Source organism: Ensifer sp. M14 (assembly GCF_003355565.1).
GTDB lineage: Bacteria > Pseudomonadota > Alphaproteobacteria > Rhizobiales > Rhizobiaceae > Ensifer.
Map to the genome: position 1 here is coordinate 972,486 of NZ_QJNR01000004.1, position 25,336 is coordinate 997,821.

General features: G+C 62.8%; 20 protein-coding genes. 11 read left to right on the forward strand and 9 right to left on the reverse strand.

Features of this window, described 5'->3' with window-relative positions; all coding sequences use genetic code 11:
- Positions 1 to 5: 5 nt before the first annotated feature.
- The 3 genes from BLJAPNOD_RS04735 to BLJAPNOD_RS04745 form a co-directional block, all read right to left on the reverse strand.
- The gene (locus BLJAPNOD_RS04735; protein ID WP_115419070.1) at positions 6 to 1,076 is read right to left on the reverse strand and encodes an ABC transporter ATP-binding protein; all 1,071 of its coding nucleotides are present in this window, start codon (positions 1,074 to 1,076) and stop codon (positions 6 to 8) included.
- A gap of 51 nt (positions 1,077 to 1,127) precedes the next feature.
- On the reverse strand, positions 1,128 to 2,645 hold the full coding sequence (glpD, locus tag BLJAPNOD_RS04740; protein WP_077502209.1) for a glycerol-3-phosphate dehydrogenase: 1,518 nt from the start codon (positions 2,643 to 2,645) through the stop codon (positions 1,128 to 1,130).
- A 131-nt stretch (positions 2,646 to 2,776) separates the two neighbouring features.
- Positions 2,777 to 3,541, reverse strand: coding sequence for a DeoR/GlpR family DNA-binding transcription regulator (locus BLJAPNOD_RS04745; RefSeq protein ID WP_025425039.1), 765 nt, complete (start codon positions 3,539 to 3,541; stop codon positions 2,777 to 2,779).
- Between the two features lie 173 nt (positions 3,542 to 3,714).
- Here BLJAPNOD_RS04745 and BLJAPNOD_RS04750 point away from each other — a divergent pair, with 173 nt between their 5' ends.
- The 7 genes from BLJAPNOD_RS04750 (at position 3,715) to BLJAPNOD_RS04785 (ending at position 12,037) form a co-directional block, all read left to right on the forward strand.
- On the forward strand, positions 3,715 to 4,482 hold the full coding sequence (locus BLJAPNOD_RS04750) for an SDR family oxidoreductase (protein WP_115419072.1): 768 nt from the start codon (positions 3,715 to 3,717) through the stop codon (positions 4,480 to 4,482).
- Positions 4,483 to 4,740: 258 nt separating this feature from the next.
- Positions 4,741 to 5,634, forward strand: coding sequence for a LysR family transcriptional regulator (locus BLJAPNOD_RS04755; protein WP_115419073.1), 894 nt, complete (start codon positions 4,741 to 4,743; stop codon positions 5,632 to 5,634).
- Positions 5,635 to 5,810: 176 nt separating this feature from the next.
- Positions 5,811 to 6,290, forward strand: a complete 480-nt coding sequence (locus BLJAPNOD_RS04760; RefSeq protein WP_077502204.1) for a formate dehydrogenase subunit gamma — start codon at positions 5,811 to 5,813, stop codon at positions 6,288 to 6,290.
- Positions 6,287 to 7,843, forward strand: a complete 1,557-nt coding sequence (locus BLJAPNOD_RS04765; RefSeq protein ID WP_115419074.1) for an NADH-quinone oxidoreductase subunit NuoF — start codon at positions 6,287 to 6,289, stop codon at positions 7,841 to 7,843. The genes BLJAPNOD_RS04760 and BLJAPNOD_RS04765 overlap by 4 nt, the downstream gene beginning before the upstream one ends.
- A gap of 234 nt (positions 7,844 to 8,077) precedes the next feature.
- Positions 8,078 to 10,957, forward strand: a complete 2,880-nt coding sequence (gene fdhF / locus BLJAPNOD_RS04775; protein WP_115419076.1) for a formate dehydrogenase subunit alpha — start codon at positions 8,078 to 8,080, stop codon at positions 10,955 to 10,957.
- 5 nt (positions 10,958 to 10,962) lie between these two features.
- A complete protein-coding gene (fdhD, locus tag BLJAPNOD_RS04780) occupies positions 10,963 to 11,817 on the forward strand; it encodes a formate dehydrogenase accessory sulfurtransferase FdhD (RefSeq protein WP_115419077.1) in 855 nt (284 codons plus the stop codon).
- On the forward strand, positions 11,807 to 12,037 hold the full coding sequence (locus BLJAPNOD_RS04785) for a formate dehydrogenase subunit delta (RefSeq protein WP_077502195.1): 231 nt from the start codon (positions 11,807 to 11,809) through the stop codon (positions 12,035 to 12,037). The genes fdhD and BLJAPNOD_RS04785 overlap by 11 nt, the downstream gene beginning before the upstream one ends.
- 318 nt (positions 12,038 to 12,355) lie before the next feature.
- Here BLJAPNOD_RS04785 and BLJAPNOD_RS04790 read toward each other — a convergent pair whose 3' ends face one another.
- The 4 genes from BLJAPNOD_RS04790 to rocF all read right to left on the reverse strand — a co-directional run bounded on the left by BLJAPNOD_RS04790 (position 12,356) and on the right by rocF (position 17,622).
- The gene (locus tag BLJAPNOD_RS04790; RefSeq protein WP_115419079.1) at positions 12,356 to 14,140 is read right to left on the reverse strand and encodes a PAS domain-containing methyl-accepting chemotaxis protein; all 1,785 of its coding nucleotides are present in this window, start codon (positions 14,138 to 14,140) and stop codon (positions 12,356 to 12,358) included.
- 446 nt (positions 14,141 to 14,586) lie between these two features.
- Entirely contained in the window at positions 14,587 to 15,066 is a 480-nt protein-coding gene (locus BLJAPNOD_RS04795) for a chemotaxis protein CheW (RefSeq protein WP_025425030.1), read from the reverse strand.
- Between the two features lie 298 nt (positions 15,067 to 15,364).
- Complete coding sequence (gene rocD, locus BLJAPNOD_RS04800) at positions 15,365 to 16,570, reverse strand: ornithine--oxo-acid transaminase (RefSeq protein ID WP_115419080.1); 1,206 nt, start codon at positions 16,568 to 16,570, stop codon at positions 15,365 to 15,367.
- Between the two features lie 128 nt (positions 16,571 to 16,698).
- Positions 16,699 to 17,622: an arginase gene (rocF, locus tag BLJAPNOD_RS04805; RefSeq protein ID WP_115419081.1), complete on the reverse strand. Its 924-nt coding sequence runs from the start codon at positions 17,620 to 17,622 to the stop codon at positions 16,699 to 16,701.
- Between the two features lie 138 nt (positions 17,623 to 17,760).
- Between rocF and BLJAPNOD_RS04810 the strand changes: the two genes are divergently transcribed.
- Together BLJAPNOD_RS04810 and BLJAPNOD_RS04815 are read left to right on the forward strand one after the other, a co-directional pair.
- Entirely contained in the window at positions 17,761 to 18,195 is a 435-nt protein-coding gene (locus BLJAPNOD_RS04810) for an Lrp/AsnC family transcriptional regulator (protein ID WP_115419082.1), read from the forward strand.
- A 112-nt stretch (positions 18,196 to 18,307) separates the two neighbouring features.
- The gene (locus tag BLJAPNOD_RS04815) at positions 18,308 to 18,805 is read left to right on the forward strand and encodes a VOC family protein (RefSeq protein WP_077502190.1); all 498 of its coding nucleotides are present in this window, start codon (positions 18,308 to 18,310) and stop codon (positions 18,803 to 18,805) included.
- A gap of 27 nt (positions 18,806 to 18,832) precedes the next feature.
- Here BLJAPNOD_RS04815 and BLJAPNOD_RS04820 read toward each other — a convergent pair whose 3' ends face one another.
- The gene (locus BLJAPNOD_RS04820; RefSeq protein ID WP_115419083.1) at positions 18,833 to 19,624 is read right to left on the reverse strand and encodes an APH(3') family aminoglycoside O-phosphotransferase; all 792 of its coding nucleotides are present in this window, start codon (positions 19,622 to 19,624) and stop codon (positions 18,833 to 18,835) included.
- Positions 19,625 to 19,929: 305 nt separating this feature from the next.
- Between BLJAPNOD_RS04820 and BLJAPNOD_RS35870 the strand changes: the two genes are divergently transcribed.
- Both BLJAPNOD_RS35870 and BLJAPNOD_RS35875 read left to right on the forward strand, forming a co-directional pair.
- Positions 19,930 to 20,577 (forward strand): MerR family transcriptional regulator, encoded by a 648-nt coding sequence (locus BLJAPNOD_RS35870; RefSeq protein WP_244610875.1) that lies wholly within the window; start codon positions 19,930 to 19,932, stop codon positions 20,575 to 20,577.
- A gap of 30 nt (positions 20,578 to 20,607) precedes the next feature.
- A complete protein-coding gene (locus BLJAPNOD_RS35875) occupies positions 20,608 to 21,015 on the forward strand; it encodes a hypothetical protein (RefSeq protein WP_244610876.1) in 408 nt (135 codons plus the stop codon).
- 139 nt (positions 21,016 to 21,154) lie between these two features.
- Here the strand turns inward: BLJAPNOD_RS35875 and BLJAPNOD_RS04830 are convergent, their stop codons facing one another.
- Positions 21,155 to 25,330: a translocation/assembly module TamB domain-containing protein gene (locus BLJAPNOD_RS04830; RefSeq protein WP_115419084.1), complete on the reverse strand. Its 4,176-nt coding sequence runs from the start codon at positions 25,328 to 25,330 to the stop codon at positions 21,155 to 21,157.
- Positions 25,331 to 25,336 lie beyond the last annotated feature (6 nt).

Sequence of the window (25,336 nt, forward strand, 5' to 3'; positions counted from 1 at the left end):
CCTCCTCAGGCCGTTTTGCCGATCGCGCGCCCATCCGGCCCGAAGGCCATCAGGTGGCGGATATCGACGAAGACCTCGAGGGTTGCGTCCGGTTCGATGTCGTGGATGCCCGGCGCCAGCATGACCCAGCGCGCACCGGAAAAGCCGACGTGGATGAAGCTTTCGGAGCCTGCGATTTCAGAGATTGCCGTCTTGACCGTCAGCGGTGTCGCGCCGTCGAAGGGACGGTCGAACGACAGGTGGTGCGGCTGGAAGGCGACCGTGCAGGGGCCGTCCGGCAGCGCCGAAAGGTGGGCGGGAACAGACAGAACATGCTTGCCGTCAAACGTGAAGATCAGGCCCGACTTGATGAGCTCGATTGTGTTCAGCGGCGGATCTGCGAACGTGCGTGCCGTCACCAGGTCGACCGGGCGACGGTAGACGTCGATGGTCTTGCCGAACTGGGTGATGCGGCCCTGGCTGAGCGCCGCCGTGTAGCCGCCGAGAAGCAGCGCTTCCGATGGTTCCGTGGTGGCGTAGACGAAAATCGCGCCGGAGGCCGCAAAGATCTTCGGCAGTTCCTCACGCAGTTCTTCGCGCAGCTTGTAGTCGAGGTTGGCAAGCGGTTCGTCGAGAAGCACGAGGTCGGCATTCTTGACGATGGCGCGCGCCAGCGCCGTGCGCTGCTGCTGGCCGCCGGAGAGGCTGAGCGGCATGCGGTCGAGATAGGGCCCGAGCTTCAGAAGCTCGGCGGCCTTGCGCACTTCGCGATCGATCGTGGCTGTGTCCGAACCCTTGATGCGCATTGGCGAGGCGATGTTTTCGTAGACGGTCATCGACGGGTAGTTGATGAATTGCTGGTAGACCATCGCCACGGAGCGCTTCTGGACCCGCAGGCCGGTGACGTCGGTGCCGTCGAAGATCAGCGAACCGGAGGCAGGCTTGTCAAGGCCGGCCATCAGCCGCATCAGCGACGTCTTGCCGGAAAGGGTCGGGCCGAGCAGCACATTGAGCGTCCCCCTCTGCAGCACAAGATCGGTCGGGTAGATATGTGTCTCCCCACCCACGACCTTGGATATCTTCTTCATTTCAAGCATTGAATTCTCCGGTGTTCCACCCAGCCATCGGCATTCCAGTATGCGAGGTCCTCAGGCCGCGGCGTTCGCCGCGCCCCGCATGTATTCCTCCAATGCTGCCGCCTCGCCGGGCGTCAGCTTCAATCCCAGTTTGGTGCGCCGCCACAGCACGTCCTCGGCGTGCCGGGCCCACTCCTCATTGATCAGCCACTTCACTTCCGCCTCGTAGAGGTCGGCGCCGAAACGGCGGCCAAGGCCAGCCTCGTTCGCTACCGATCCGAGCAGCGCCGCGGCGCGCGTGCCGTAGAGGCGGATTAGCCGGCGCACATGGCCTGCGGCAAGGAAGGGATATTTCTTGTGAAGCTTGGCGACCTCGTCGGCATAGGCTGTTGCCGGGAAATCCCCGCCCGGCAGGCTCGAGCCGGCCGTCCACTTGGCACCCTTGACGCCGATGGCCTCGCCGATCTTTTCGAGCGCGGATTCGCTCAGGCGACGATAGGTCGTCAGCTTGCCGCCGAAGACGTTCAACAGCGGTGCTGTCGTCCTGTCGCCCTCGACGCGAAGAACGTAATCTCGCGTTGCTTCCTGCGCCTTGCTGGCACCGTCGTCGAACAGCGGGCGGACGGCGGAATAGGTCCAGACGATGTCGTCCTTCTCCACCGGCTCGAGGAAATACTCGCTTGCCGCCTTGCAGAGATAGTCGACCTCGGCATCACTGATACGAACGTCGGCCGGGTTGTCGGTATAGTCGCGATCGGTGGTGCCGATCAGCGTGAAATCGTCCTCGTAGGGGATGGCGAACATAATCCGGCCGTCCGGATTCTGGAAGAAGTAGGCGCGCGGGTCGCTGAACTTCTTGCGCACGACAATGTGGCTGCCCTGGACGAGGCGCACGTTGTGGACGTCGTTCTTGCCCAGCGCGCCTGAAAGCACCGCATCGACCCACGGGCCTGCGGCATTGACCAGCATGCGCGCCCGCGTCTGCCGGCGCTCGCCGGTTTGGGTATCTTCGGTTTCGATCGTCCATGTGCCGTTGTCGCGCTTGGCCGAGATCACACGGGTGCGCGCCATGATCCTCGCGCCGCGGTTCGCCGCATCGCGGGCGTTGAGTACAACCAGACGGGCGTCGTTGACCCAGCCGTCGGAGTATTCGAATGCCTTGGTGAACAGCCGCTTCAACGGTTTGCCGGCCGGGTCGCGGGTCATGTCGAGCGTCGCCGTCGCCGGCAGCAGCTTGCGGCCGCCGATATGGTCGTAAAGAAACAGGCCGAGGCGGATGAGCCAGGCCGGGCGCGGGCCGCCTTTATGGTAGGGCAGAACGAAGCGCATCGGCCAGATGACGTGCGGTGCCATCGCCCAGAGCACTTCACGCTCCATCAGCGCTTCGCGCACCAGGCGAAACTCATAATGTTCGAGGTAGCGCAGGCCGCCGTGGATGAGCTTGGTCGACCCCGACGACGTGCCGGAGGCAAAGTCGTTCATCTCGGCGAGCGCAACCGAGTATCCCCGACCGACCGCATCACGCGCGATGCCGCATCCGTTGATGCCGCCGCCGATAACGAAGACGTCGAAGATTGCCTGCTCTGCCACTGCTTTTCCCCTCCCACATTTCGCAATGCACAAATTGGTGCAATCGCGAAAGCGAAATCAGTTAAAGCGAAAACATATCGAATGTCAAACGAATGTTGGGCGAATCTCAGGATCGTCTAAAAAAGCGCTTTTCAAGCCTCTGTTTCGATCAGGCGAACGTCCTGTTCGGCGCAGATTTTCCGCACGTTATCAATAAGACAGCGATCGGTGATGAAGGTCTGGACCTGGGAGATGTGGCCGATGCGAACCGGCGCCGTTCTTTCGAATTTGGTCGAATCGGAAACGAGGATGACATGGCGGGCATTGGCGATGATTGCCTGGGCGACTTTCACTTCGCGAAAATCGAAATCGAGCAGTGCGCCGTCATGGTCGATGGCCGAGGCGCCGATGACGGCGAAGTCCACCTTGAACTGCTTGATGAAGTCGACCGCCGCTTCGCCGACGATGCCGCCGTCGGAGCCGCGAACGACGCCACCGGTGATGACCACTTCGATCGAGGGGAAGACGCGCAAGTGGTTGGCGACATTGATATTGTTGGTGATGACCATCAATTCCTTGTGGTCGAGAAGCGCTTCGCCGACCGCTTCCGTCGTTGTGCCGATATTGATGAACAGCGAGGCGTTGTCGGGGATGAGGGCTGCGGCGGCCCTGCCGATCGCCTGCTTCTCCGGTGCGGCGATCTGCCGACGGGCATCGTATTTGACGTTTTCCTTGCCGCTCGGGAAGATCGCGCCGCCGTGAATCCGGTTGAGGATCTTGGCGTCGCAGAGGTCGTTCAGGTCCTTGCGGATGGTCTGCGGCGTCACCGAAAAGCGCTGCGCCAGCTCCTCGACGAGCACGCGTCCTTCGTTCTTCGCCAGTTCCAGGATCTCCGCCTGCCGCCCCGTCAAATACATTCCGAAACCTCCCCGTTTTCGTTTTTTTTCATAATATGCAAAAACGAAAGCTGTGCAATTTCAGAAATCGGCGTTTGTCGCGATTCTGCTTTCGTCGGCGGCATGTGAATTGCGCGCGTTGCAATCACCCCGGCGATAGGCGACTTTGGCAATGACGGGAAGAGGGAAAAGACATGTTTCATCCGGCCTTGTTCAAAGGCATGACTGTGGTGGTGACCGGTGGCGGACGCGGCATCGGCCTTGAAGTGGCGCGCCAGTTTCTCGATTGCGGCGCGCATGTGTTCGTTCATGCCGGGCGAGTGATCGGCGAACCGCCGGATTTTCTGGAGACGGCCGCGACCGAGGGCCGGGCGCATGTGGCTGCGGCCGACTTCCTGGCGGAGGGCGGCGTCGAGGCGCTGGCGGAAGAGATCCGTAGCCGTTTCGACAGCATCGATATCCTCGTCAACAACGCCGGCACGATGGTTGGCCGTTTTCTGGCGGCGGAGTTGACGGACGAGCAGTATCGCACCGTCGTTCAGCTCAACCAGACCTCGGTGGTCGAGATGACGCGGGCGCTGCTGCCGCACTTACGCAAGGGCACGCATCCGGCAATCGTCAACACCGTGTCGATTTCGGCCCTGACCGGCGGCAGCGCCGGCTCGTCGATCTATTCGGCGACCAAGGCATTCGTCTCCACCTATTCCAAGGCGCTGGCGCGGGAACTGGCACCGGAGGGCATCCGGGTCAATTGCGTTTCACCCGGTACCATCACCACCGAGTTCCACGAACGCTACTCGTCACCGGAAAAACTGGAAGCAACGCGCAAGACGATCCCGATCGGCAGGCTCGGAACGGCTGAGGACTGCGCGCCGGCCTACCTCTTCCTCGCCTCCCATGCGCTTTCCGGCTACATCACCGGGCAGGTGCTGGAGGTCAATGGCGGCCAGTTGATCACGTGAGTGTGGGGCAACACCGTGTTTGCATTTCAGCATCGGCCCCTCATCCGCCTGCCGGCACCTTCTCACCGCATGCGGGGCGAAGGGACGTGCCGCACGCTCCGATGACTTCTCCAGGTCTGCGGAGTTCAAGATCTTGCGGTCACGCTGACATTCTTTGGCCGGGATTGCTCTTCGGTAGGGATTGGGGCGCGTCCCCTCTCGCCGCGGCGGGGAGAGCGCTAGGGTGAGGGGCAAAGCCAAGAACTCCGAAGGTTCGGAATGATCGACAAGCTGGAAATGTTCCTGGTGCTTGCCCGCGAAAAACACTTCGGCCGGGCAGCGCTCGAATGCGGCGTGACGCAGCCGACGCTGTCGGCGGCCATCCGCCAGCTCGAAGGCCAGCTCGGCGTCATGCTCGTCAGCCGCGGCTCGCGCTTTCAGGGGCTGACACCGGAAGGCCAACGGGTGCTCGAATGGGCCCGTCGCATCGTCGGCGATGCCCGCACCATGCGCGAGGAAATGCGCACGGCGCGCAAAGGTCTCTCCGGGCACATCAGGCTGGCGGCCATTCCGACGACACTTGCCATGGTGCCGATGATCACCGCGCCGTTTCAGGAAAAGCATCCTGACGTGACCTTCTCGGTGCTGTCGACCACGTCGCTACAGATCCTGGCGCTGCTCGAAAACCTCGAGATCGACGCTGGCCTCACCTATCTGGAGAACGAACCGCTCGGGCGCGTGACCAGCGTGCCGCTGCAGATCGAGCGCTATCACCTCGTAACGGCTGCGGGAACGCCGCTTTCCGATCGCGAAACCGTGACGTGGAAGGAGGTTAGCGACATTCGGCTTTGTCTATTGACCGCCGATATGCAGAACCGACGGATCATCAACCAGCATTTCTCCGAGGCTGGCGTCGTCGCTCAGCCGACGCTCGAATCGAATTCGATGATCGTGCTCTTCTCCCATGTGCGCACCGGTCGCTGGGCAAGCATCATGCCGTTCAACGTCGCGAAATCATTCGGTTTTCACGAAGATATCAGGATGATCCCGATCGTCGAACCGGACGCCCATCACACCGTTGGTCTGGTTGCGACGCATCGTGAACCGTTCACGCCGCTTGTGTCGGCGCTATTGCATGAAGCGCGCATTCTCGGTGAGCGAAATCAGGTTTAATAGATTTTTTCTATCAACCAACGGAACAGCCTTATTGACCCGTCCGATGAGAAGCGCGAAGCTTTTCCTTCATGGGCAGGCGCGTGGAGGAAACGGCCTTCCCAGGCGATGCCAATTGGAGTTGGGCGCGATCCGCATGAGGGGCGCTGCAGCCGCGAGCCGGGAGGGCTCCCCGAGTGAATATTCACCAGCCGCGTGGAGATGTGTCCGGGCGCACGCTTGCGATCATCGAGGAATTGAAGGGGCTCGAAGGGCCACTGCTGCCGATCTTTCATGAGATCCAGCACGAATTCGGTTATGTGCCGCAGGACTGTCTGCCTGTGATCGCGAGAGAGCTCAACCTGTCGCGTGCCGAGGTCTATGGCGTCTTTTCCTTCTACCATGACTTTCGCGAACACCCGGCCGGGCGCCATGTGCTGAAGCTTTGTCGCGCCGAGGCGTGCCAGTCGATGGGTGGCGATCAGCTGGCTGAGCGCGCCAAGCACCTGCTCGGCATCGACTTCCATGAGACGACACCCGACGGCGCGGTGACGCTCGAGCCGGTCTACTGTCTCGGGCTCTGTTCCTGCGCACCCTCCGCGATGTTCGACGGAGAGGTGCATGCCCGGGTCGACGCCGGCGATCTCGACGCTCTTGTTGCGGAGGCGCGCCGATGACGACGAAGATCTACATTCCCCGGGATGCAGCCGCTCTGGCGCTCGGCGCCGACAAGGTGGCGAAAGCGATGGAGGAAGCGGTCGTCGCGCGCGGCCTCGACGTTGCCATCGTGCGCAACGGTTCCCGTGGCCTGCACTGGCTGGAGCCGCTGGTCGAAGTGGAAACACCGGAAGGCCGCGTCGCCTATGGACCGGTGAAGGCTCGCGATGTCGTCTCTCTCATCGATGCCGGGCTGGTTTCCGGCGGCGATCATGCGCTCTGTCTCGGGAAGACGGAGGATATTCCGTTCCTGAAGCAACAGACGCGGCTGACCTTTGAGCGCTGTGGCGTCATCGACCCGCTGTCGCTCGACGACTACCGCTCGCATGGCGGTCTTCGAGGACTTGCTAATGCCATCGCCATGGAGCCGATGTCGATCGTTACCCAGGTGACGGAAAGCGGTCTTCGCGGCCGTGGCGGCGCCGGCTTTCCGACCGGCATCAAGTGGAAGACGGTTTTGGAAGCGGCGGGCGATCGAAAATACATCGTCTGCAACGCCGACGAGGGCGACAGCGGTACCTTTGCCGACCGGATGATCATGGAGGGCGATCCCTTCGTGCTGATCGAGGGCATGGCAATCGCCGGCATCGCGACCGGTGCGACCAAGGGCTTCATCTACACGCGCTCCGAATATCCGCACGCGATTGCCACTATGGCGCAAGCGATCGAGATCGCGCGACGAGCAGGTGTGCTCGGACCATCGGTGCTCGGCTCGGGCCGTGCCTTCGACATGGAGGTGCGCACCGGCGCCGGCGCCTATGTCTGCGGCGAGGAAACGGCGCTCTTGAACAGCCTTGAGGGCAAGCGCGGCATCGTGCGGGCGAAGCCGCCGCTTCCCGCCCACAAGGGCCTGTTCGACTGTCCGACCGTGATCAACAACGTGATCTCGCTCGCCTCGGTCCCGATCATCATGGACAAGGGGGCTGCCTTCTACCGCGACTTCGGCATGGGCCGGTCGCGTGGCACGATCCCGATTCAGATCGCCGGCAACGTCAAGCATGCCGGCCTGTTCGAAACTGCGTTCGGCCTGGCGCTCGGCGAGATCATCGATCATATCGGCGGCGGAACGGCAACCGGCCGGCCGGTCAAGGCCGTGCAGGTCGGCGGTCCGCTCGGGGCCTATTTCCCGCGGGCGCTGTTCGACACACCATTCGACTACGAGGCCTTTGCCGCCAGGGACGGGCTGATCGGCCATGCCGGCATCGTCGTCTTCGACGATACCGCCGACATGCTGAAGCAGGCGCGTTTTGCCATGGAGTTCTGTGCCATCGAGAGCTGCGGCAAGTGCACGCCCTGTCGCATCGGCTCGACCCGCGGCGTCGAGGTGGCCGACAAGATCGCGGCCGGCATCGAGCCGGAGAAGAACCGCGAACTGCTCTCCGATCTCTGCAACACGATGAAGTTCGGATCGCTCTGCGCGCTCGGCGGGTTCACGCCCTATCCCGTCGTCAGCGCGATGACGCATTTTCCGGATGATTTCAAACCGGCTCCGGTTGCGGAGGCTGCGGAATGATCAACCCTAACCGTCTGAATTTGCCCCTCACGCTAACCCTCTCCCCGCTGGCGGGGAGAGGGGACGAGGCTCACCTGGTCTCAGAGGCCAGGGGAAAGGGTGCGGCATTTCCCTTCTCTCCGCCTGCGGGGAGAAGGTGGCGGCAGCCGGATGAGGGGCGGATGCCCGCATCACCGGTGGTAATAGCAGGCGCCAACGCCGCGCCCTTGAACGTATCTTCCAAGGAGGCCCGACATGTCTCTCATTCATGAAATCGACTATGGCACCCCGGCCTCCCGCTCCGAAACCATGGTGACGCTGACCATCGACGGCCGCGAGGTCACCGTGCCCGAGGGAACCTCGATCATGCGCGCGGCGATGGATGCCGGCATCGAGGTGCCGAAGCTCTGCGCCTCCGACATGATGGACGCCTTCGGATCCTGCCGGCTCTGTCTGGTCGAGATCAAGGGCCGGGGCGGCATGCCGGCCTCCTGCACCACGCCGGTGGCGCCGGGGCTCGAAGTCTCGACCCAGACACCGCGGCTGAAGGACGTTCGCCGCGGGGTGATGGAACTCTATATTTCCGACCACCCGCTCGACTGTCTGACCTGTGCGGCCAATGGCGACTGCGAGCTGCAGGACATGGCCGGCGCTGTCGGTCTTCGCGACGTTCGCTACGGCTATGAAGGTGACAATCACGTCAAGGCACGCAACAATGGCGACATCAACGCCAAGTGGCTGCCGAAGGACGAATCCAATCCCTACTTCACCTATGATCCGGCGAAATGCATCGTCTGTTCGCGCTGCGTGCGTGCCTGCGAGGAAGTGCAGGGTACGTTCGCGCTGACGATCGGCGGCCGTGGTTTCGACAGCCGTGTTTCGGCCGGCATGGCGGAAGACTTCATGTCGTCGGAATGCGTCTCCTGCGGTGCCTGCGTGCAGGCCTGCCCGACGGCGACGCTCACCGAAAAGTCGGTGATCGAGATCGGCCAGCCGGAGCATTCCGTCGTCACCACCTGCGCCTATTGCGGCGTCGGCTGCTCGTTCAAGGCGGAAATGCGCGGCGAGGAACTGGTGCGCATGGTGCCCTGGAAGGACGGCCAGGCGAACCGCGGCCATTCCTGCGTCAAGGGCCGGTTTGCCTATGGCTACTCGACCCACAAGGATCGCATCCTCAACCCGATGATCCGCGAAAAAATCTCCGATCCCTGGCGCGAAGTGACGTGGGAGGAGGCCTATGCGCATGTGGCCGCCGAGTTCCGGCGGATCCAGTACCAGTATGGCCGTGATTCCGTTGGCGGCATCACCTCGTCGCGCTGCACCAATGAAGAGACCTATCTGGTGCAGAAGCTGGTGCGCGCCGGCTTTCGCAACAACAATGTCGATACCTGCGCCCGCGTTTGCCACTCGCCGACCGGCTATGGCCTCGGCCAGGCCTTCGGCACCTCCGCCGGCACGCAGAATTTCGATAGCGTCGAGTTCACCGACGTCGCCGTCATTATCGGCGCCAATCCGACCGATGGCCATCCGGTCTTCGCTTCGCGGCTGAAGAAGCGGCTGCGTGAGGGTGCCAAGCTGATTGTCATCGATCCGCGCCGCACCGATATCGTGCGCTCGCCGCATATCGAAGCATCCTATCACCTGCCTCTGCAGCCCGGCACCAACGTCGCAATTCTGACGTCACTGGCGCATGTGATCGTCACGGAAGGGCTCGCCAACGAGGCGTTTATTCGCGAGCGCTGCGACTGGTCGGAATACGAGGACTGGGCGAGCTTCGTTGCCGAGCCCTATCACAGCCCCGAGGCGACCGAAGCCTATACCGGCGTTCCCGCCGATCTCGTGCGCGGTGCCGCACGGCTCTTTGCCACCGGCGGCAATGGCGCGATCTATTACGGCCTGGGGGTCACCGAGCACAGCCAGGGCTCGACCACGGTCATGGCGATCGCCAACCTGGCCATGGTCACCGGCAACATCGGCCGGCCGGGCGTCGGTGTGAACCCGCTGCGGGGCCAGAACAATGTGCAGGGCTCCTGCGACATGGGCTCGTTCCCGCACGAACTGCCGGGATACCGCCACGTCTCCGACGATGCGACGCGCGAGACCTTCGAGAAGCTCTGGGGTGTCGAGATCTCCAACGAGCCCGGCCTGCGCATCCCGAACATGCTGGACGCCGCCGTCGACGGCACCTTCAAGGGCATTTACATCCAGGGAGAGGACATCCTGCAGTCGGACCCCGACACCAAGCACGTGGCCGCAGGCCTTGCGGCAATGGAATGCGTCGTGGTGCACGACCTCTTCCTCAACGAGACCGCCAACTACGCCCACGTCTTCCTGCCGGGCTCGACTTTCCTTGAGAAGGACGGCACCTTCACCAATGCCGAGCGCCGCATCAACCGTGTGCGCAAGGTGATGACGCCGAAGAACGGCTATGCCGACTGGGAGGTGACGCAGAAACTCGCGCAGGCGATGGGCATGAACTGGAACTACCGCCATCCCTCCGAAATCATGGACGAGATCGCCGCGACCACGCCGAGCTTTGCGCTTGTCTCCTACGACTATCTGGAAAAGATGGGCTCGGTACAGTGGCCCTGCAACGAGAAGCATCCCGAGGGATCGCCGATCATGCATGTCGACGGCTTCGTGCGCGGCAAGGGCAAGTTCATCCGCACAGAATATGTGGCGACCGACGAGCGCACCGGTCCGCGCTTCCCGCTGTTGCTCACCACCGGCCGCATTCTCAGCCAGTACAATGTCGGCGCCCAGACGCGGCGCACCGACAATGTCGTCTGGCATGCGGAAGACCGGCTGGAAATCCACCCGCACGACGCCGAGCAGCGCGGCATCCGCGATGGCGACTGGATCCGGCTCGCGAGCCGCGCCGGCGAGACGACGTTGCGCTCGCTGATCACCGATCGCGTGGCGCCGGGTGTCGTCTACACTACCTTCCACCATCCGACGACGCAGGCGAACGTCATCACCACCGACTTCTCCGACTGGGCGACCAATTGCCCGGAATACAAGGTGACCGCGGTTCAGGTGATGCCGTCCAACGGGCCGTCGGACTGGCAACAGGATTATGACGAGCAGGCGCGGCAGTCGCGCCGGATCGCCGGCAAGCTTGAGGCTGCGGAGTAGTTTTAATGTCCGGGCCATCCATGCCGAAGTTCCAGATATCGAAGACCGTGCCGGAAGCCGCCCGTCGCGACGGGACTTTGCGGGACGGTTCCCGCGTGGTGCCGGAGGAGACGCCGGTGGCCTTCACCTTCGGCGGCTCGACCCATGCGGTAATGATGGCGACACCGGGCGATCTCGAGGATTTCGCCGTCGGCTTCAGTCTGACCGAGGGTATCGTCACCGAACCCGTCCAGATCGAAGCGGTCGAGGCGATCGCCGACGAAGTGGCCGGTAATCTCGGCATCGACGTGCAGATCACGCTGAAAGACAAACAGAACGATATGCTGCGCCTGCGACGCCGCCACATGGCGGGGCCTGTCGGCTGCGGCCTCTGTGGCATCGAATCGATCGAGCAAGCGGTGCGGCCGACACCGGATGTTTCTGCGTCGACGCTTCGTCTGTCGGAGGAAGACGTGGTCAAGGCGGTCGCGCTCTTGAACGGCCAGCAGCCGCTGCATTTCGAAACGCGCGCCGTGCATGGCGCCGCGTTCTATGTGCCGGGCAGGGGATTGATCGCCGTGCGCGAGGACGTCGGCCGCCACAATGCGCTGGACAAACTCGTCGGCGCGGCGGCGCGTGCCGGCTTCCGCGGATGCGACGGTGCCGTGGTCGTCACCAGCCGCGTTTCCGTCGAGATGGTGCAGAAGACGGCAATTGTCGGCAGTCCCGTCATCATCGCGATATCGGCGCCGACCGCACTTGCCATTCGCACAGCCGAGGCCGCAGGCATGACGCTGATCGCGCTGGTGCGCGGCGACGAATTCGAGATTTTCACCCATGCCGAACGCATCAAGTCCGGAGCCGTCGCCGATGTCGCATGACACCAATGCCAAGCTGATCTACATGGCAAACCAGATCGCCACCTTCTTCAAGAGCCAGCCGCAGGACGAGGCCGCCCAGGGCGTTGCGACGCATATCAACAAGTATTGGGAGCCGCGCATGCGGCGGCAGCTGTTCCAGCATATCGATGGCGGCGGTGAGGGCTTGAACCCGCTGGTGCTCGAAGCGGCTTCGAAGATCAAGCGCCCGCAGGCGGCTTGAGGGCGGCGGCGATTACCGCCGCGGCGGAACGGCTGCACATTGATTGCCTGTCCTGACCAGGCAGAATCCTCTGAGACTGGCAGAAACGGGCGCTCCGGCGTTCTGCGGAAACGAGCTGACGGATGTTGCTGCCGAGGCATGGCCGCGCCGACAAGCGGCTCAGGTGGCGACCCTCTGAAAATCCCTATTCCCGGAGCCGGGGGCATGGATCGGCAACCGTGATGCGGTGGCGATGCCGTCCTGGAAAAAGATTTGAGGGAAGGCGGCGACCGGTCGCCGCCTTCCCCTATTCCTGAGCGCGGGGTGCAGGGATTGCGCTCAGAAATTCTGCCAGCCGTCGTTTGATGGTGCGGCGGCTAAGGCTTGTCTTTGTCCGCCGCGCAGGGTGCGGGCGGGTGTGTGCATGCGCGTTGTCTGCTGGCGATCCTCGCCGTAGCGCGGCATCTCGATTTGCGCCGTCCCCTGGCCGATCTGGAACTGCCTGAGCAGGGCATGGAGAGCTTCGGCCTCCCGCGACATGTTGTGGCTTGCAGCGGTGCTTTCTTCCACCATGGCGGCATTCTGCTGGGTTGCCTGATCCATGGAGTTGACCGCCTGGTTGATTTCCTTCAACCCCGTCGATTGCTCGCGTGCGGCCTCGACGATGGCCGAGACGTTGAGGTTGATCTCCTGGACCTGGACCAAGATTTCCTCAAGTGCTGCCCCCGTCTGCCCGACAAGCGATACGCCGTTCTTGACGTGGTCGCTGGAGGTGGTGATCAGCGCCTTGATCTCCTTTGCGGCCTGGGCCGAGCGTTGGGCAAGCTCGCGTACTTCCTGGGCGACGACGGCGAAACCCTTGCCGGCTTCACCGGCACGCGCCGCTTCGACGCCGGCATTCAATGCCAGGAGGTTGGTCTGGAAGGCAATGTCGTCGATGACGCCGATGATGTTGGAGATCTCGCGTGAGGATTGCTCGATCTGACCCATCGCACCGATGGCGCTTTTGACGACGCTGCCGGAGCGCTCGGCTCCCGCCTTGGTCTTGGCGACCAGCCCGCCGGCCTCCTCGGCGCGGCGGCTGGAGTCCGCGACTGTCGTGGTGATCTCATCGAGTGCGGCTGCGGTTTCCTCCACCGAGGCGGCTTGCTGCTCCGTGCGTTTGGAAAGATCGTCTGCGGCCGAGCGGATTTCGCGCGCTCCGGAGGCGATGGCGTTGGCATTGTCGCCAACGGTCTGCATGGCCCGACAGAGCCGGTCGATCGCGCCGTTGAAGTCGGTGCGCACCGCTTCCATGCTGGGAACGAAGGGCGTCGGCAGGCTGTGGGTGAGATCGCCTTCCGCAAGCGCCTGAAGGCCGACGCCGAGCGCCTTGATCGCGCCCATGCGTTCGCTGACATCGGTTGCGAACTTGACGACCTTGTAGACCTTGCCGTTCGTGTCGCGGATCGGATTGTAGGCCGCCTGGATCCAGATCTCCTTGCCGCCCTTGCCGTAGCGCACGAACTCGTTGGAGATGAACTCGCCGGCCGCCAGCTTCTTCCAGAACTCGGCATAGTCAGCGCCTTGCACGTAGGTCGGATCGCAGAACATGCTGTGATGCCTGCCCTGAATTTCCTTCAGGCTGTAGCCGAGCGCGTTGCAGAAGTTCTCGTTGGCGGTGACGATCTCGCCTGAAGGGGTGAATTCGATCACTGCCTGCGATTTCGAGATGGCATCGAGCTTGCCGCCATCCTCATTCGCCTTGATCTTGGCGGCGGTGATGTCGCTTGCCAACTTCACGACCTTGTAGGGCTTGCCGTTGTGAAAGACGGGGTTGTAGGTCGCCTGGATCCAGATTTCGCGGCCGCCCTTGGCCAGGCGCTTGTAGGCATTGGCGTCAAATTCGCCACGTCCAAGCCGGGCCCAGAAATCGCGATATTCCTGCGTCTGCACATAATCCGGTGCGCAGAACATGCGGTGGTGCTGGCCGACGATCTCCTGCAGGGTGTAGCCGAGTGCCTGGCAGAAGTTTTCGTTGGCCGTCAGAATTTTTCCCGTGAGATCGAACTGGATCATGGCCTGCGACTTTGACAGCGCGGCGACGATCTGGCGCGAATCCAGGCTCCGTCCGAAAGAGAACATGATTACCCTCTGATTTGGTTCTTGTTGTTTCAAGCGGAAAGCCGGGACTCGTTGCTTGCGGTGTCGACAGGGCGTGCGGGGCCGAAAGCGGCGCAGGCTCCGGGGACAAGGACAAATGCCGGCATGCCGAAAATTGTCTGGTCCGTCGTCCGCCGGCCCTAAAAAGGGTCAGCGTTTTCTTGCTTTGAGGGGAGTTCGAACTCGTGGGCGTTCATGCCCATGACGTCTTGCTTATGCAATCTACGTTAGTATCAGGATTATTAAGCAGTTGTTAAAATAGCAATTATCAGTTTTGAGTTGTGAAAACTCGCATGCTGTTTCTAGGTTGAATTAGCAACTTATCGTTTACGAATCGCCCGCGGCGCTTTGAGCCCGGACCGAGCGGACAAAAAAAGCCGCCTTGCCCAGCGGCAAAGCGGCTCTGATACGGTGACCTGCCTCGTTGTTTAGGCGGCCATTTCCTCGACTTCGCGTTCCTTGAACATGCGCGCGAGGTTGAGGAAGCAGATCATGCCGTTCTCGTTGGCGATGATGCCCTCGGCAAAGCTCTTGTCGAAGGAGGCGGTGACTTCCGGAACCGGTTGCACCTGGTTGCCCTGGACGGTGAGGATGTCGGAAACGCGATCGACCACCAGGCCGATCACCATGTTGTGGACTTCCGCAACGACGATGGCGCTGCGCTCATTGGCCGTGGTCGATTTCATGCCGAGCTTGTGGGCAAGGTCGATGATCGGGATCACGGTGCCGCGCAGGTTCATCACGCCGATGACCTCGGGCGGCGAATGCGGGATGGGGGTGGAGGGCGCCCAGCCGCGGATCTCGCGGATCGTGGTGGTCTTGACGCAGAATTCCTGATCGTGGAGGCGGAACGCGATGATTTCCAGCGTCTCGCCGTCGAAACCAGCCGTCCTGAGTGTGCTTGTCATCGAAGGTCCTTCCAGCTTTCCGGTCGACGCCGCCAAGGGCGCGACACCGCCAAACTCGTTACATCTCCGTGCGGTGCGGTCGCGGCTGGCGCGGCCATTGAGCCGATGGGGAGCGTTTTCAAAAGTCCGCCGACGACATCCGGCGGGGCGCAGCTGCATCATGCGCGGAGGAACCGCTTTGCGCTTTGGGAAGGGACTATAGGCCGGGATTCGTTAAGACTTGCTTTTGCAAGTGCTAATACCACTTGCGCCCCGGTCGATGCCGGGGCGCAAGGGAAAATTCAACGATGGCTGAAAGTCAGGCCGAGGCGAGAACCTTGGCGAACTGTTCCACGGCCCAGTCGACCTGTTCCGCGGTGATGACCAGTGGCGGCGCGATGCGGATCGTGTCGCCGTGGGTGTCCTTGGCAAGGATGCCGAGCTGCTTCAGCGCTTCACAATATTTACGGGCGCCACCGGCTTCCGGCACCAGCTCGACCGCCAGCATCAGGCCGCGGCCGCGCACTTCCTTGATGATGTTCGACCGGATGTCGGTCAAGCCCTTCTGGAAGCGGTCGCCCATGCGCGCCGAGTTCTCGATCATGCCTTCTTCGGTCAGGGCTTTGAGCGCCGCGCGGGCAATGGCGCAGGCGAGCGGATTGCCGCCGAAGGTCGAGCCATGCTGGCCGGGCTTCAGGACGCCCAAGACTTCAGAGTTCGAAAGCACGGCCGAGACAGGATAGAAGCCGCCCGAAAGCGCCTTGCCGATCAGCGTCACGTCGGCTTCGATGCCCTCATGTTCTTCGGCAAGCAGCTTGCCGGTGCGGCCGAGGCCCGTCTGGATCTCGTCGAGGATCAGCGTGATGCCGTGTTTGGTGCAGAGCTCGCGTACCGCCGGGAAGTAGCCCGGGGTCGGAACCAGCACGCCGGCTTCGCCCTGGATCGGCTCGACCAGGAAGGCGACAGTGTTCTCGGTGATCGCGGCGCGGAAGGCATCGATGTCGCCGAAGGGGACGACCTTGAAGCCGGGCGCAAACGGGCCGAAGCCGGTGCGCGCGTCCGGATCGGTCGAGAAGCCGACGATACCCATGGTGCGGCCATGGAAATTGTTGGAGCAGACGATGATCTCGGCCTTGTTTTCAGCGACGCCCTTGACCTCGTAGCCCCACTTGCGCACGGCCTTGACGGCGGTCTCGACGGCTTCGGCGCCCGAATTCATCGGCAGCACCTTGTGCGAACCGGTGAGCGCTGCGATTTCTTCATAGAAATGCGCGAGCTGGTCGTTGCGGAAGGCGCGGGATGTCAGCGTCAGCTTCTGCGCCTGCTCCATCATCGCCTGGAAGATCTTCGGGTGGCAGTGGCCCTGGTTGACGGCGGAATAGGCCGACAGGCAGTCGAGGTAGCGATTGCCTTCCATGTCCCAGACATAGACGCCTTCGCCACGCGAAAGCACGACATCGAGGGGCTTGTAGTTGTGTGCGCCGAGCCGGTATTCGGTTTCGATCAGGTCTGCCGTGGTGTTCATCCGTCGTCCTCCGTTATTTTTCTACAGCGCCGCGCGTCTAATCAGACGCGCAAAGGTCGCTGTAGCACTTTGATTTTCTGCATAATTTTCCCTTTAAACGATTTCGTTTCAAGGAATTATGCAGGGGCTCAGGCGCTGCGGGTCGGGCGGTCAAGGACACGGCGGCCGAAAAGGCTCGCCGTCAGCTCGACCAGGACACGCGCGCTCTTGCCGCGATCGTCGAGGAAGGGGTTCAGTTCGACGACGTCGAGGGAGGAGACGAGATCGCTTTCCCAGAGCATTTCCATGATCAGGTGGGCTTCGCGGAAGGTGGCGCCGCCCGGAACGGTGGTGCCGACACCCGGTGCAAGCTCGGGATCCATGAAGTCGACGTCGAGACTGACATGCAGGAGGCCGTTGGCCGAGCGGACTTCATCGAGAATTTGACGCATGATGTGCGCCATGCCGAGTTCGTCGACCGCGCGCATGTCGTAGACGCGCACGCCGTGTTCGGCGATCTCTTCGCGCTCGCGGTCATCGACCGAGCGGATGCCGACCTGGAAGACCTTGGTCGGATCGACCATCGGCCGGTCTGCCGGCAGGATCGGGGTGAATTCAGCCTGGCCGCAGAAGAAGGCGACCGGCATGCCGTGCATGTTGCCGGACGGCGACGTTGCCGGAGAGTTGAAGTCGGCATGGGCATCGAGCCAGAGCACGAACAGTGGGCGGCCGACTTCGGCGGCGTAACGCGCCATGCCGGAAACGCTACCCATCGACAGCGCGTGGTCGCCACCCAGAATGATCGGGAAATGGCCCTTGCGAACGGTGTCGTGAACCGAATCGTGCAGCGCGCGGGCGAAGGCGGCGACGATCTGCAGGTTGTTGGCGCCGGCGTGGTTGGCGAGGTCGCGCGCCGGCAGCGGCTTGACGTCGCCCTCGTCGTAGACCGTGTGGCCGAGCTCGCGCAGAACGGTGTCGATACCGGCGATGCGAAGCGCCGTCGGCCCCATGGCCGCGCCGCGTCGTCCAGAACCTTCTTCGATGGGTGCGCCGATCAGCGTGATGGTGGTCATATCCGCCCGTTCCTTCCTGGTGATTCCGTGAGTTGCGCGGATTATCGTCAAAACGCGTGACAGCAAAAAGATGGAAAACTGTCGATTGGAGAGATAAGATCGACAGATTGCTAAGTCTTATTTCGCAAAGTGAGAACCATGGACGATCTCGATCAGGCGCTGATCAGCGCCTTGCGCCAGAATGCCCGCCTGCCGGTTTCGACCCTTTCGGCGCGCACCGGCGTCTCGCGCGCAACCGTTGCAGCCCGCATCGAGCGGCTGGTCGCCAACGGCACGATCGCCGCCTTTACCATTCGCACCGGATCGGAAATTCCGGCCTCCGGGGTGCGCGCCGTGGTGATGATCGAGGTCCACGGCAAGATGGCCGACCGGGTTGCCGAGCAGTTGCGCGGTCTGCCGCAGGTCAGGGCGCTGCACAGCACCAACGGCCGCTGGGACTTCATCGCCGAACTCGAGGATCGGGATCTGGTGTCGTTCGACGAGACCCTGAGACGGATCCGGTTGATCGACGGTATCACCGTGACGGAGACGAACATCCTGCTGAAAACGAGCAAGCTGACGGGCGCATTTTAGCGCCTTCGGTCCACCCTGGCAGAGTGTGAAAAACGTCGCTACAACGCAATTGTTCTTGATTTGTTCTCATGGTTGTCTATGATGTGCGCCTCACCCGAGATTGGAGGATGTCATGGTCATCAATGGCGGCAGGCTGGCCGATCGGCAGATCTGTGTGAAGCTTTTTGTGCGGCATGGCGATGAGGACCGCGCCATTGCTTTTTATCGTGACGTGCTGGGCGCCGAACTGGTGCAGCGGCATGAATGGCCGAGCGGCATCCTGACGAGCGCCGATCTTCGGATCGGCGAATCCGTCTTCCGGATCGCCGGCGCCAATCCGCGCCGGGACGCCGAGCCGAAGCTTGGTGGGCCAAGGTCGCCGCACGCGCTTGGCACGACGGCTGTCATTCTCGAACTGCATGTGAAAGACGTCGACCGGGTCATGGGCCGGGCAATCGGGGCGGGTGCAGCACTCAGGAACCCGGCCGAGACACTGTCGACCGGAGACCGCGTCGGTGCCTTCATCGATCCGTTCGGCCACATCTGGGCTTTGTTCAACGCCCTCGAAGATATCGACCTTATGGATGCGGATATCGTCGATCTGAACCTTGAGGCCCGCGACGCCGCGTAGGCGGCGCGGGCCATCTTTGCCTCGCGCTCAGAAGAACTCGTCGAGCAGGCAGTAGAAGTCGAGTCTATCGGGATCGGCGCGACGGACGCCGTAGAGATCGAGAAACGGCTGGACCCATTCCTCCCCGAGATTGTAGGCAATGCTGCGGCAGGTCAGCGCCAGATCCTGGTAGGGATCGGCAACGCCGAGACGACTGCAATCGATGAAACCGGCGAAGCGACCATCCCTGACGATGATGTTCGGCAGGCAGGCGTCGCCATGGGTGACGACGAGTTTTTCTTCCTGCGGGATTTTGGCCTGAAGCTCGACGAACAGTTCTTCAGCGGTCTTGCCGAGCCGCTCCTCATCGAAATCGGTCACATCGATCAGATCCGCCTCCGCGCGCAGCCTGGCGATCGCAACGCGTGCGTCGACCCGATGGTCGAAGGGGCACGCCTCGACGTCAAGCGCATGCATGCGACGCACCGCTTCGGCAAGCAGGACCACCTGTTCTGACGCAGCAAGGGAGCTTGAGGCGAGGTCTACGCCGTCGACCGCCTCCATCAGCAGCCAGTTCCGGCGTGCGTACTCGTCGCGGGCGATGACGCGCGGGCAAGGCATCCCCTGCTTGCCCAGCCATTCGAGGCGCTCGGCTTCATCGACAAGCTCGTCGAAGGGGCCAGACGGCTCGACCTTCAGAACCAGAGGAGTGCGAGCTTCGGCGTCGAACAGGAAGACGCTCGATGCCGACTGACCAAGACTGTCCTTTCGCCAGGAATAGCCTTTGAGCAGCGGTGCGAAACCAGGCGGAAGATCGATATCGGGAAACTGAAGAGACAAGAAACACCTGAAAATATGCGTTGTGCTGAAAATGCAGACGACAGATCTGCGCGTCCTCTCTGACGTACAGGGCTCTCCGTAGCACCATGAAACTCTACATGTTTTCAACGCTAAACCGGATACGGCTCAAGGCATGAAAACATGCAACGGCGGCGGGAGGGCATGTAGGGACGGCATTGTGCAAAATCCATGTCGGCCTGGCCGGAACGCTTTCGTTCTTGGTGCAATCTCGATGCAATCCGCACAAAATATCGCTTGAGCCGAACCTAAGGTCATAGCTTAGAAGACGATTTCAGGAGACTTTCATGAGCGACAAGCGAAACCATGACCACCTTCTGACCGCTGCGGAATGCGCCGAACGTCTCGGCCTGACGGTAAGGGCGCTGCGCGTCTATGAAGACCGGGGCCTGATCGCGCCGCGCCGGACGGAAAAGAACTGGCGGCTCTATGGCGGCGCGGAAATCGCCCGGTTGACGGAGATCCTCGCCCTGAAGCGTCTCGGCCTCAGCCTGACGCGGATCACCATCCTGCTTGCCGGCACCGCGCCGCATCTCGGCCAGACGCTGACGATCCAGCAATCGGCGCTCGTCGATCTGCGCGACCGGGTCGAACACAGCCTGTCGCTGATCGGCGCTGCGCTCAAGAAGATATCGAGCGGCCAGGCCGTCTCGATCAGCGAACTCATCACGCTTGCCAAGGAGACCAGGATGACCGACCTATCGCCGGATACCGTCGCATGGCGACGCTACGAGCAGGCGCGACCGCGAACGGAAGTTCGCTTCGATCCGCAAAGACATGACGGACTGGTTGGCGACTTTCAGTTCGAGACCGGCGACGTGCTCAGCATCACCCGCTGCGAGGGTGGACTGATGGCGCAGTTGACCGGACAGAGCGCGATTGAAATCTACCCGGAAGCGGACGACCTGTTCTTCTATCGGGTCGTCCAGGCATAGCTTTCCTTCATCCGTAACGACCGGGGTGACGTGGAAAGCGTGGTCCTGCACCAGGGCGGCTACGAACAACCGGCGAAGCGCATCGACGAGAGAAAGGCGCGTGCCGTTGCCGACGACCTGGAGAAACGGGTGAAGGACAAGATTCCGTTTCCCGACAGCGAGGCATTGCTTCGCCGCGTCATTCCCGAGCATCAGCGCGGCGAGCCCGACTACGACGCAATGATGCCGGCACTTGCAGCGGTCGCGCATGAACAGGCACCGATCGTCAAGGCAGAACTCGACCGTCTGGGGGCGTTGCGGAGCGTGGCGTTCAAGGGCGTGCTGCAGGAGGGTTCCGACGTCTATGACGTGCGGTTCGAAAGAGGAACGCTCGAATGCGGCCTGTCGCTCGCCCCCGATGGCAAGCTCAGCGGTATCTACTTTCGCCCTGGGCTCTGACGCTCGATCGGCAGCATCGCCGCCCGACGACGAATGGCGCCAATGAACAAACCCGCGGATCGAAACGATCCGCGGGTTTGTTCATTGGCGTTGAAAGTAGGCGCAGCTACAGCCGAGGCGACGTTGGTCACCTGCCGCCTCAGTATTCCTTTTCGAAGAAGATACCGCCTGATGCCGAACCGTCGCCGGCGGCCGAGCCCTTGAGCTTGACGCCCTTGCCGACATCGAGATTGATTACGGCCTTGCTGGAGCCCGAGTCCGAGCCCTGCTGCAGTTCGATGTAAGTGCGGTCGTTGAGATACTTGCCGGCCCGCACAGAGGCGCCGCCGTTCTCGTCGGTGGTGACGTCGAGATCGTCGACGCCGAGCTTGTTGCGCAGGCCATCGAGCAGGGAGGTCGAGCCGCCACCGGCCAGTTGGCTGACAGCGGAGGCCAGCTGGGCGATCTGGAAGGCAGAGAGGTTGGACAGTGAGCGGTTGAAGATCAGCTGCGCCAATATTTCATCCTGCGGCAGGGCCGGCGACGACGAGAAGGTGATCTGCGGATTGTTGGCAAAGCCGGCGACATTGACGGTGATGGTCGTCGCGCCCGAGGTCGAGGTCGCCTTGAGATCGAGTGTCGGGATCAGGTCGCCACCGAAACCGATGGTGCCGTCGGTAAAAGTCAGGCGCTTGCCGAGGATTTCCAGGCGGCCGCGGCGCATCTCGAAACCGCCTGAGATCGTCGGCTGCACGGCTGTCCCGCGGATGGTCAGATCGCCTCCGAGTTCGGCATCGATGCCGCGCCCGCGCACGAAGACCTGGTTGGCGGTTACACCAAGGTTGAAGGCAATGACGCCGCTGGCATTGGCGCCTGCCGGCCTCTCGTCCCTGCGCAGGTCCCTCGCCATCTGCTTCACCTTGGGCGGCGCATTCCTGTGCTTGATATCTATCGCCGACAGCGAGGTCGGCAGTTTCTCCGGGATGGTTATCGCCGCCCTGCGGATCGTTACCCTGCCGCCGAGCGTCGGCGTGGCGACCAGCGGACCCGTCAAAGTCATCTCGCCGGCGAGCTGGGCGTTGAACAGCGTGCCGTCGACATAGCTGGCGTTGTTGAGCCTGATCGTCAGGTTGGCCGGGAAGCCGGAACCGGCAACGGTGCCGACCGTGCCGCTGACCTCGACCGAGCCGCCGCTTGCAAGGTTGGCGGAAAGCCTTGTGATCGTCGCCTGCCTGCCGTCGAGCGCCACGTTGGCCGTCAGGTTGTTGAGTGCGAGGTTGCGCCGGACGTCGACGAGGCGCCCGCCTGATGTGGTGATCGTGCCGGCAATCTGCGGCGCCTTGGCCGACCCCGATATCGTGAGATTGACGGCGGCCTGGCCGGTGAGCGTGAAGCCCTGCTCGGCCATCAGATTGGCGATCAGCGCGAAGGGCACATTGCCGTTGAACCTCATCGATATCGGCATGTTGCCGCCGATATCGACATTGCCGCCACCCCTGAAAGAGAGACCGCCGGCGCCCGACAGCGTCGTGTCGAGTGTTACTCGGTTGTTGGCAAACCTGCCGTCGGCTGAAATGTCGAAGGCGCCGACACCTGCGCTGCGCGCCGCCGAAAGCGAAGCGCCGGACCATTTGAGGTTATAGGCGACGAGCGGTGCTGCTGCCGTTCCGTCGACGTCGACGGTGCCGGCGATGGTGCCTTCCGCGCCGAGATTCGGGGCAAAGGCATTGACGAGCGCAGCCGGAAGCGCGTTGAGCTTCGCGGTGATATCCAGCTTTTCACCGGCGGTGCCGCTGACCGCGATAGTGCCCCTCGATGCCTGGACCGTCAGAGCATTCAGGCGCACGGTGCCCTTCTCTATCACGATCACGGTGGGTGCCGCGAGCTTCAGCGCAATCTGCCTCGGTGTTGCGCCGAAGGAGGAAAGACGGATTTCCGTGCGGCCGTTCGAACTCGTCAGATCGCCCTTGGCCGTCAGCGGTCCGCCGTCATATCTGCCGTCGATGGCAAAGCCGGTCTTGCCCGCCTGCTGGGTGAAGTCGAGGCTCAAGCCGGAAACCCGGTTGGGGCCTTGCGCAATCGTTTCCGCACGCACACTGCCCTTGATCGCCAGCGCCGACAGATCGGCAATGGTAATGTCGGCCGTCGGCTTGGCGATCGTCAGATCGTCGCGCTTGATGCCGCTGCCGCCGGCCTTGAGCACGATCGAGGTGATGCCGTTGGTCGTCTTGATCGCGGCCGAGCCGGCGAGGTCGCCGGACGCCTTCTGGCCGGCCATGGCGGCAAGCAGCCCAAGGTCCGGAAGCTTGAAATCGACGGTGCCGTCGGGCTTGAAGTCGGGCGTGAAGCTGATGGTGCCGTTGAGCGTGTTCTCGCCGATCCTGGCTTCGAGCACCGGGATCGATGTGCGACCGTCTTTCGATACGACGTCGGCGCGTACGTCGATCGGCTGGCCGTCGAGCGCACCGGTTGCCGTCAGCTTGGCCTGCGGGCTGTTCTGGTTCGCGGTGGCGTCGGCCTTGATCGTCAGGTCGCTCAGCGTGCGACCGGCGAGTGTCGCGCCGCTCGAGGTCAGTTCCGCCTTGATGCCGAGTTCGGAAAGCGGCCCGGTCACGGCGGCGGTGAAGTCGGCCTTGCCCTTGGCATCGGCAAGCAGCTTGCCGAGATCCGGCAGGACGCCCTTGAGATCCGCCGTCAGGTTGCCGCCGGCGAGCGCCACGGAACCGGCAGCTTCGATCGTCCCTGATTTGAGATCGATGTTCTCGATGGTGACGCTGCCGTCGGCGCCGGTCTTGAGGCTGCCGGCAAGCGCAATGGTGCCGTCGAATTTCGCCGCGGCTGCCGGCGGCAGGGCGCTCGGCACCGCGAAGAGCTTGAAGGTGGCAGCGACCGTGTTGGTTTCACGGGAGAATGCGCCCTCGACCGTGCCGCCGACGCCGGGGCTTTCGATCGTCACCGGGTTGAAGGCGATGCTGTCCGTGGCAACCACGATGTCGCCGACGATCTTCATCGGCGCCTGGATCAGTCGTGCGAGATCGGCATTGTCGAAGCCCGCCTGGCCGACCTCGACGGTCGTCTTGATCGGGCCCGACTGTGTCGCGAGGTTGAAGCCGTCGCTTTGAGCCGAAAGCTTGACCGCGCCGAGCGCCACCTCCGGCAGTGCGACGGAGGCGACATCCGCCGCCAAGTCGAGGATGGCCGACCGGGCGTCGCCGATCAGCGACAGGTTGACGGTGTTGATCAGGGCGCGAGCTTCGCCCTTTTCCAGCGGCCAGCGGAAATCGATCGCGCCGTTGGTGCCGGCAAGTTTGGCCTGCAGATTGTTGTCGCCCTGGCTGTTGAACGTGCCCGACGCGTTGAGTGCGAGCGCGCCGGTCGAGATGGTGCCCTTGTCGACGCGCACCATTCCCTTGCCGTCGAAGGCGGTGGCAAGATCGATGCTGGTGCTGCCCTCGAACATCGGCCGAAGTGCCGGCGGCATCAGCGAACCGAAGCCGCCGCCACCGGCGAGTGTCAGCGTGTGCATGCCGTCCGTCGTCTGGACATGGCGGCCATCGAGCTTGAGGATCTCAACGCCGTCGAGTGCTGCCGTCCCGGTTCCGGCCCAATCCGAAAGGGGACCTTCGCCTGTGACCGTTATGTTGACAGCGGGTTCGTTCGGCAGACGCAGGAGCCTGGCCAGCACGCCGTTGGCGGGCTCGTTGACCGTTGCTTCCAGTTTCAACTCGTTGCCGGCCGGATTGAAGACGATATCGGCGATGGCGCGGGCTTCGGGCCGGTCGCGCTGCGCCGCGGTGACCGCCAGTGCGATGCTTTCGTTCGTGGCGTCGACCTTGCCGCTCGCGGTCAGGAACTGGTCCTCGCCGGCAATCGCCTTGCCGATGACGATTTCCTTGAGGTCAATCGCGTCGATCTTGACGTCGACAGGCAGCGCGAAGGTCGAGCGCACTTCCTTGGTTTCCGTCGAAGGCACGGGCAGGCGCTCGACGCGGATGGAGCCGGCCGAGAGCGCTGCGGCGTCGAAACGGAAGGAGAGGAGGGCCGCGGGCGACCAGTTGAGCGAGAGGTCTCGAACCTCCGCGTAAATGCCCTCGCCGTCGAACAGCGTCACGCTGCCGGCGGTGAACTTCCCTGTTAACAGCGGGCTCGGGTCGGCGATCCGCACGATCTGGTCGGGAGTGGCCGCATACTTTTCAATCGCCCAGGCGACAAGACGGGCGCCGGGTGTCGTGAAGCCGACGAAGGCGACGAGGAGAAGAGCTGCGACCGCGAGAGCGCCAAGCACGTAAAGGCCATAGCGCAGCGTCGCGCGAAGAAAGCGGACGACCTGATTCATGAACTA

Bases quoted from the DNA above. Each gene is read 5' to 3' on its own strand.
- BLJAPNOD_RS04735 (WP_115419070.1), bottom strand. From the start codon at position 1,076: ATGCTTGAAATGAAGAAGATATCCAAGGTCGTGGGTGGGGAGACACAT.
- BLJAPNOD_RS04745 (WP_025425039.1), bottom strand. From the start codon at position 3,541: ATGTATTTGACGGGGCGGCAGGCGGAGATCCTGGAACTGGCGAAGAAC.
- BLJAPNOD_RS04750 (WP_115419072.1), top strand. From the start codon at position 3,715: ATGTTTCATCCGGCCTTGTTCAAAGGCATGACTGTGGTGGTGACCGGT.
- BLJAPNOD_RS04755 (WP_115419073.1), top strand. From the start codon at position 4,741: ATGATCGACAAGCTGGAAATGTTCCTGGTGCTTGCCCGCGAAAAACAC.
- BLJAPNOD_RS04765 (WP_115419074.1), top strand. From the start codon at position 6,287: ATGACGACGAAGATCTACATTCCCCGGGATGCAGCCGCTCTGGCGCTC.
- fdhF (WP_115419076.1), top strand. From the start codon at position 8,078: ATGTCTCTCATTCATGAAATCGACTATGGCACCCCGGCCTCCCGCTCC.
- fdhD (WP_115419077.1), top strand. From the start codon at position 10,963: ATGTCCGGGCCATCCATGCCGAAGTTCCAGATATCGAAGACCGTGCCG.
- BLJAPNOD_RS04785 (WP_077502195.1), top strand. From the start codon at position 11,807: ATGTCGCATGACACCAATGCCAAGCTGATCTACATGGCAAACCAGATC.
- BLJAPNOD_RS04790 (WP_115419079.1), bottom strand. From the start codon at position 14,140: ATGTTCTCTTTCGGACGGAGCCTGGATTCGCGCCAGATCGTCGCCGCG.
- BLJAPNOD_RS04795 (WP_025425030.1), bottom strand. From the start codon at position 15,066: ATGACAAGCACACTCAGGACGGCTGGTTTCGACGGCGAGACGCTGGAA.
- rocD (WP_115419080.1), bottom strand. From the start codon at position 16,570: ATGAACACCACGGCAGACCTGATCGAAACCGAATACCGGCTCGGCGCA.
- rocF (WP_115419081.1), bottom strand. From the start codon at position 17,622: ATGACCACCATCACGCTGATCGGCGCACCCATCGAAGAAGGTTCTGGA.
- BLJAPNOD_RS04810 (WP_115419082.1), top strand. From the start codon at position 17,761: ATGGACGATCTCGATCAGGCGCTGATCAGCGCCTTGCGCCAGAATGCC.
- BLJAPNOD_RS04815 (WP_077502190.1), top strand. From the start codon at position 18,308: ATGGTCATCAATGGCGGCAGGCTGGCCGATCGGCAGATCTGTGTGAAG.
- BLJAPNOD_RS35870 (WP_244610875.1), top strand. From the start codon at position 19,930: ATGAGCGACAAGCGAAACCATGACCACCTTCTGACCGCTGCGGAATGC.
- BLJAPNOD_RS04830 (WP_115419084.1), bottom strand. From the start codon at position 25,330: ATGAATCAGGTCGTCCGCTTTCTTCGCGCGACGCTGCGCTATGGCCTT.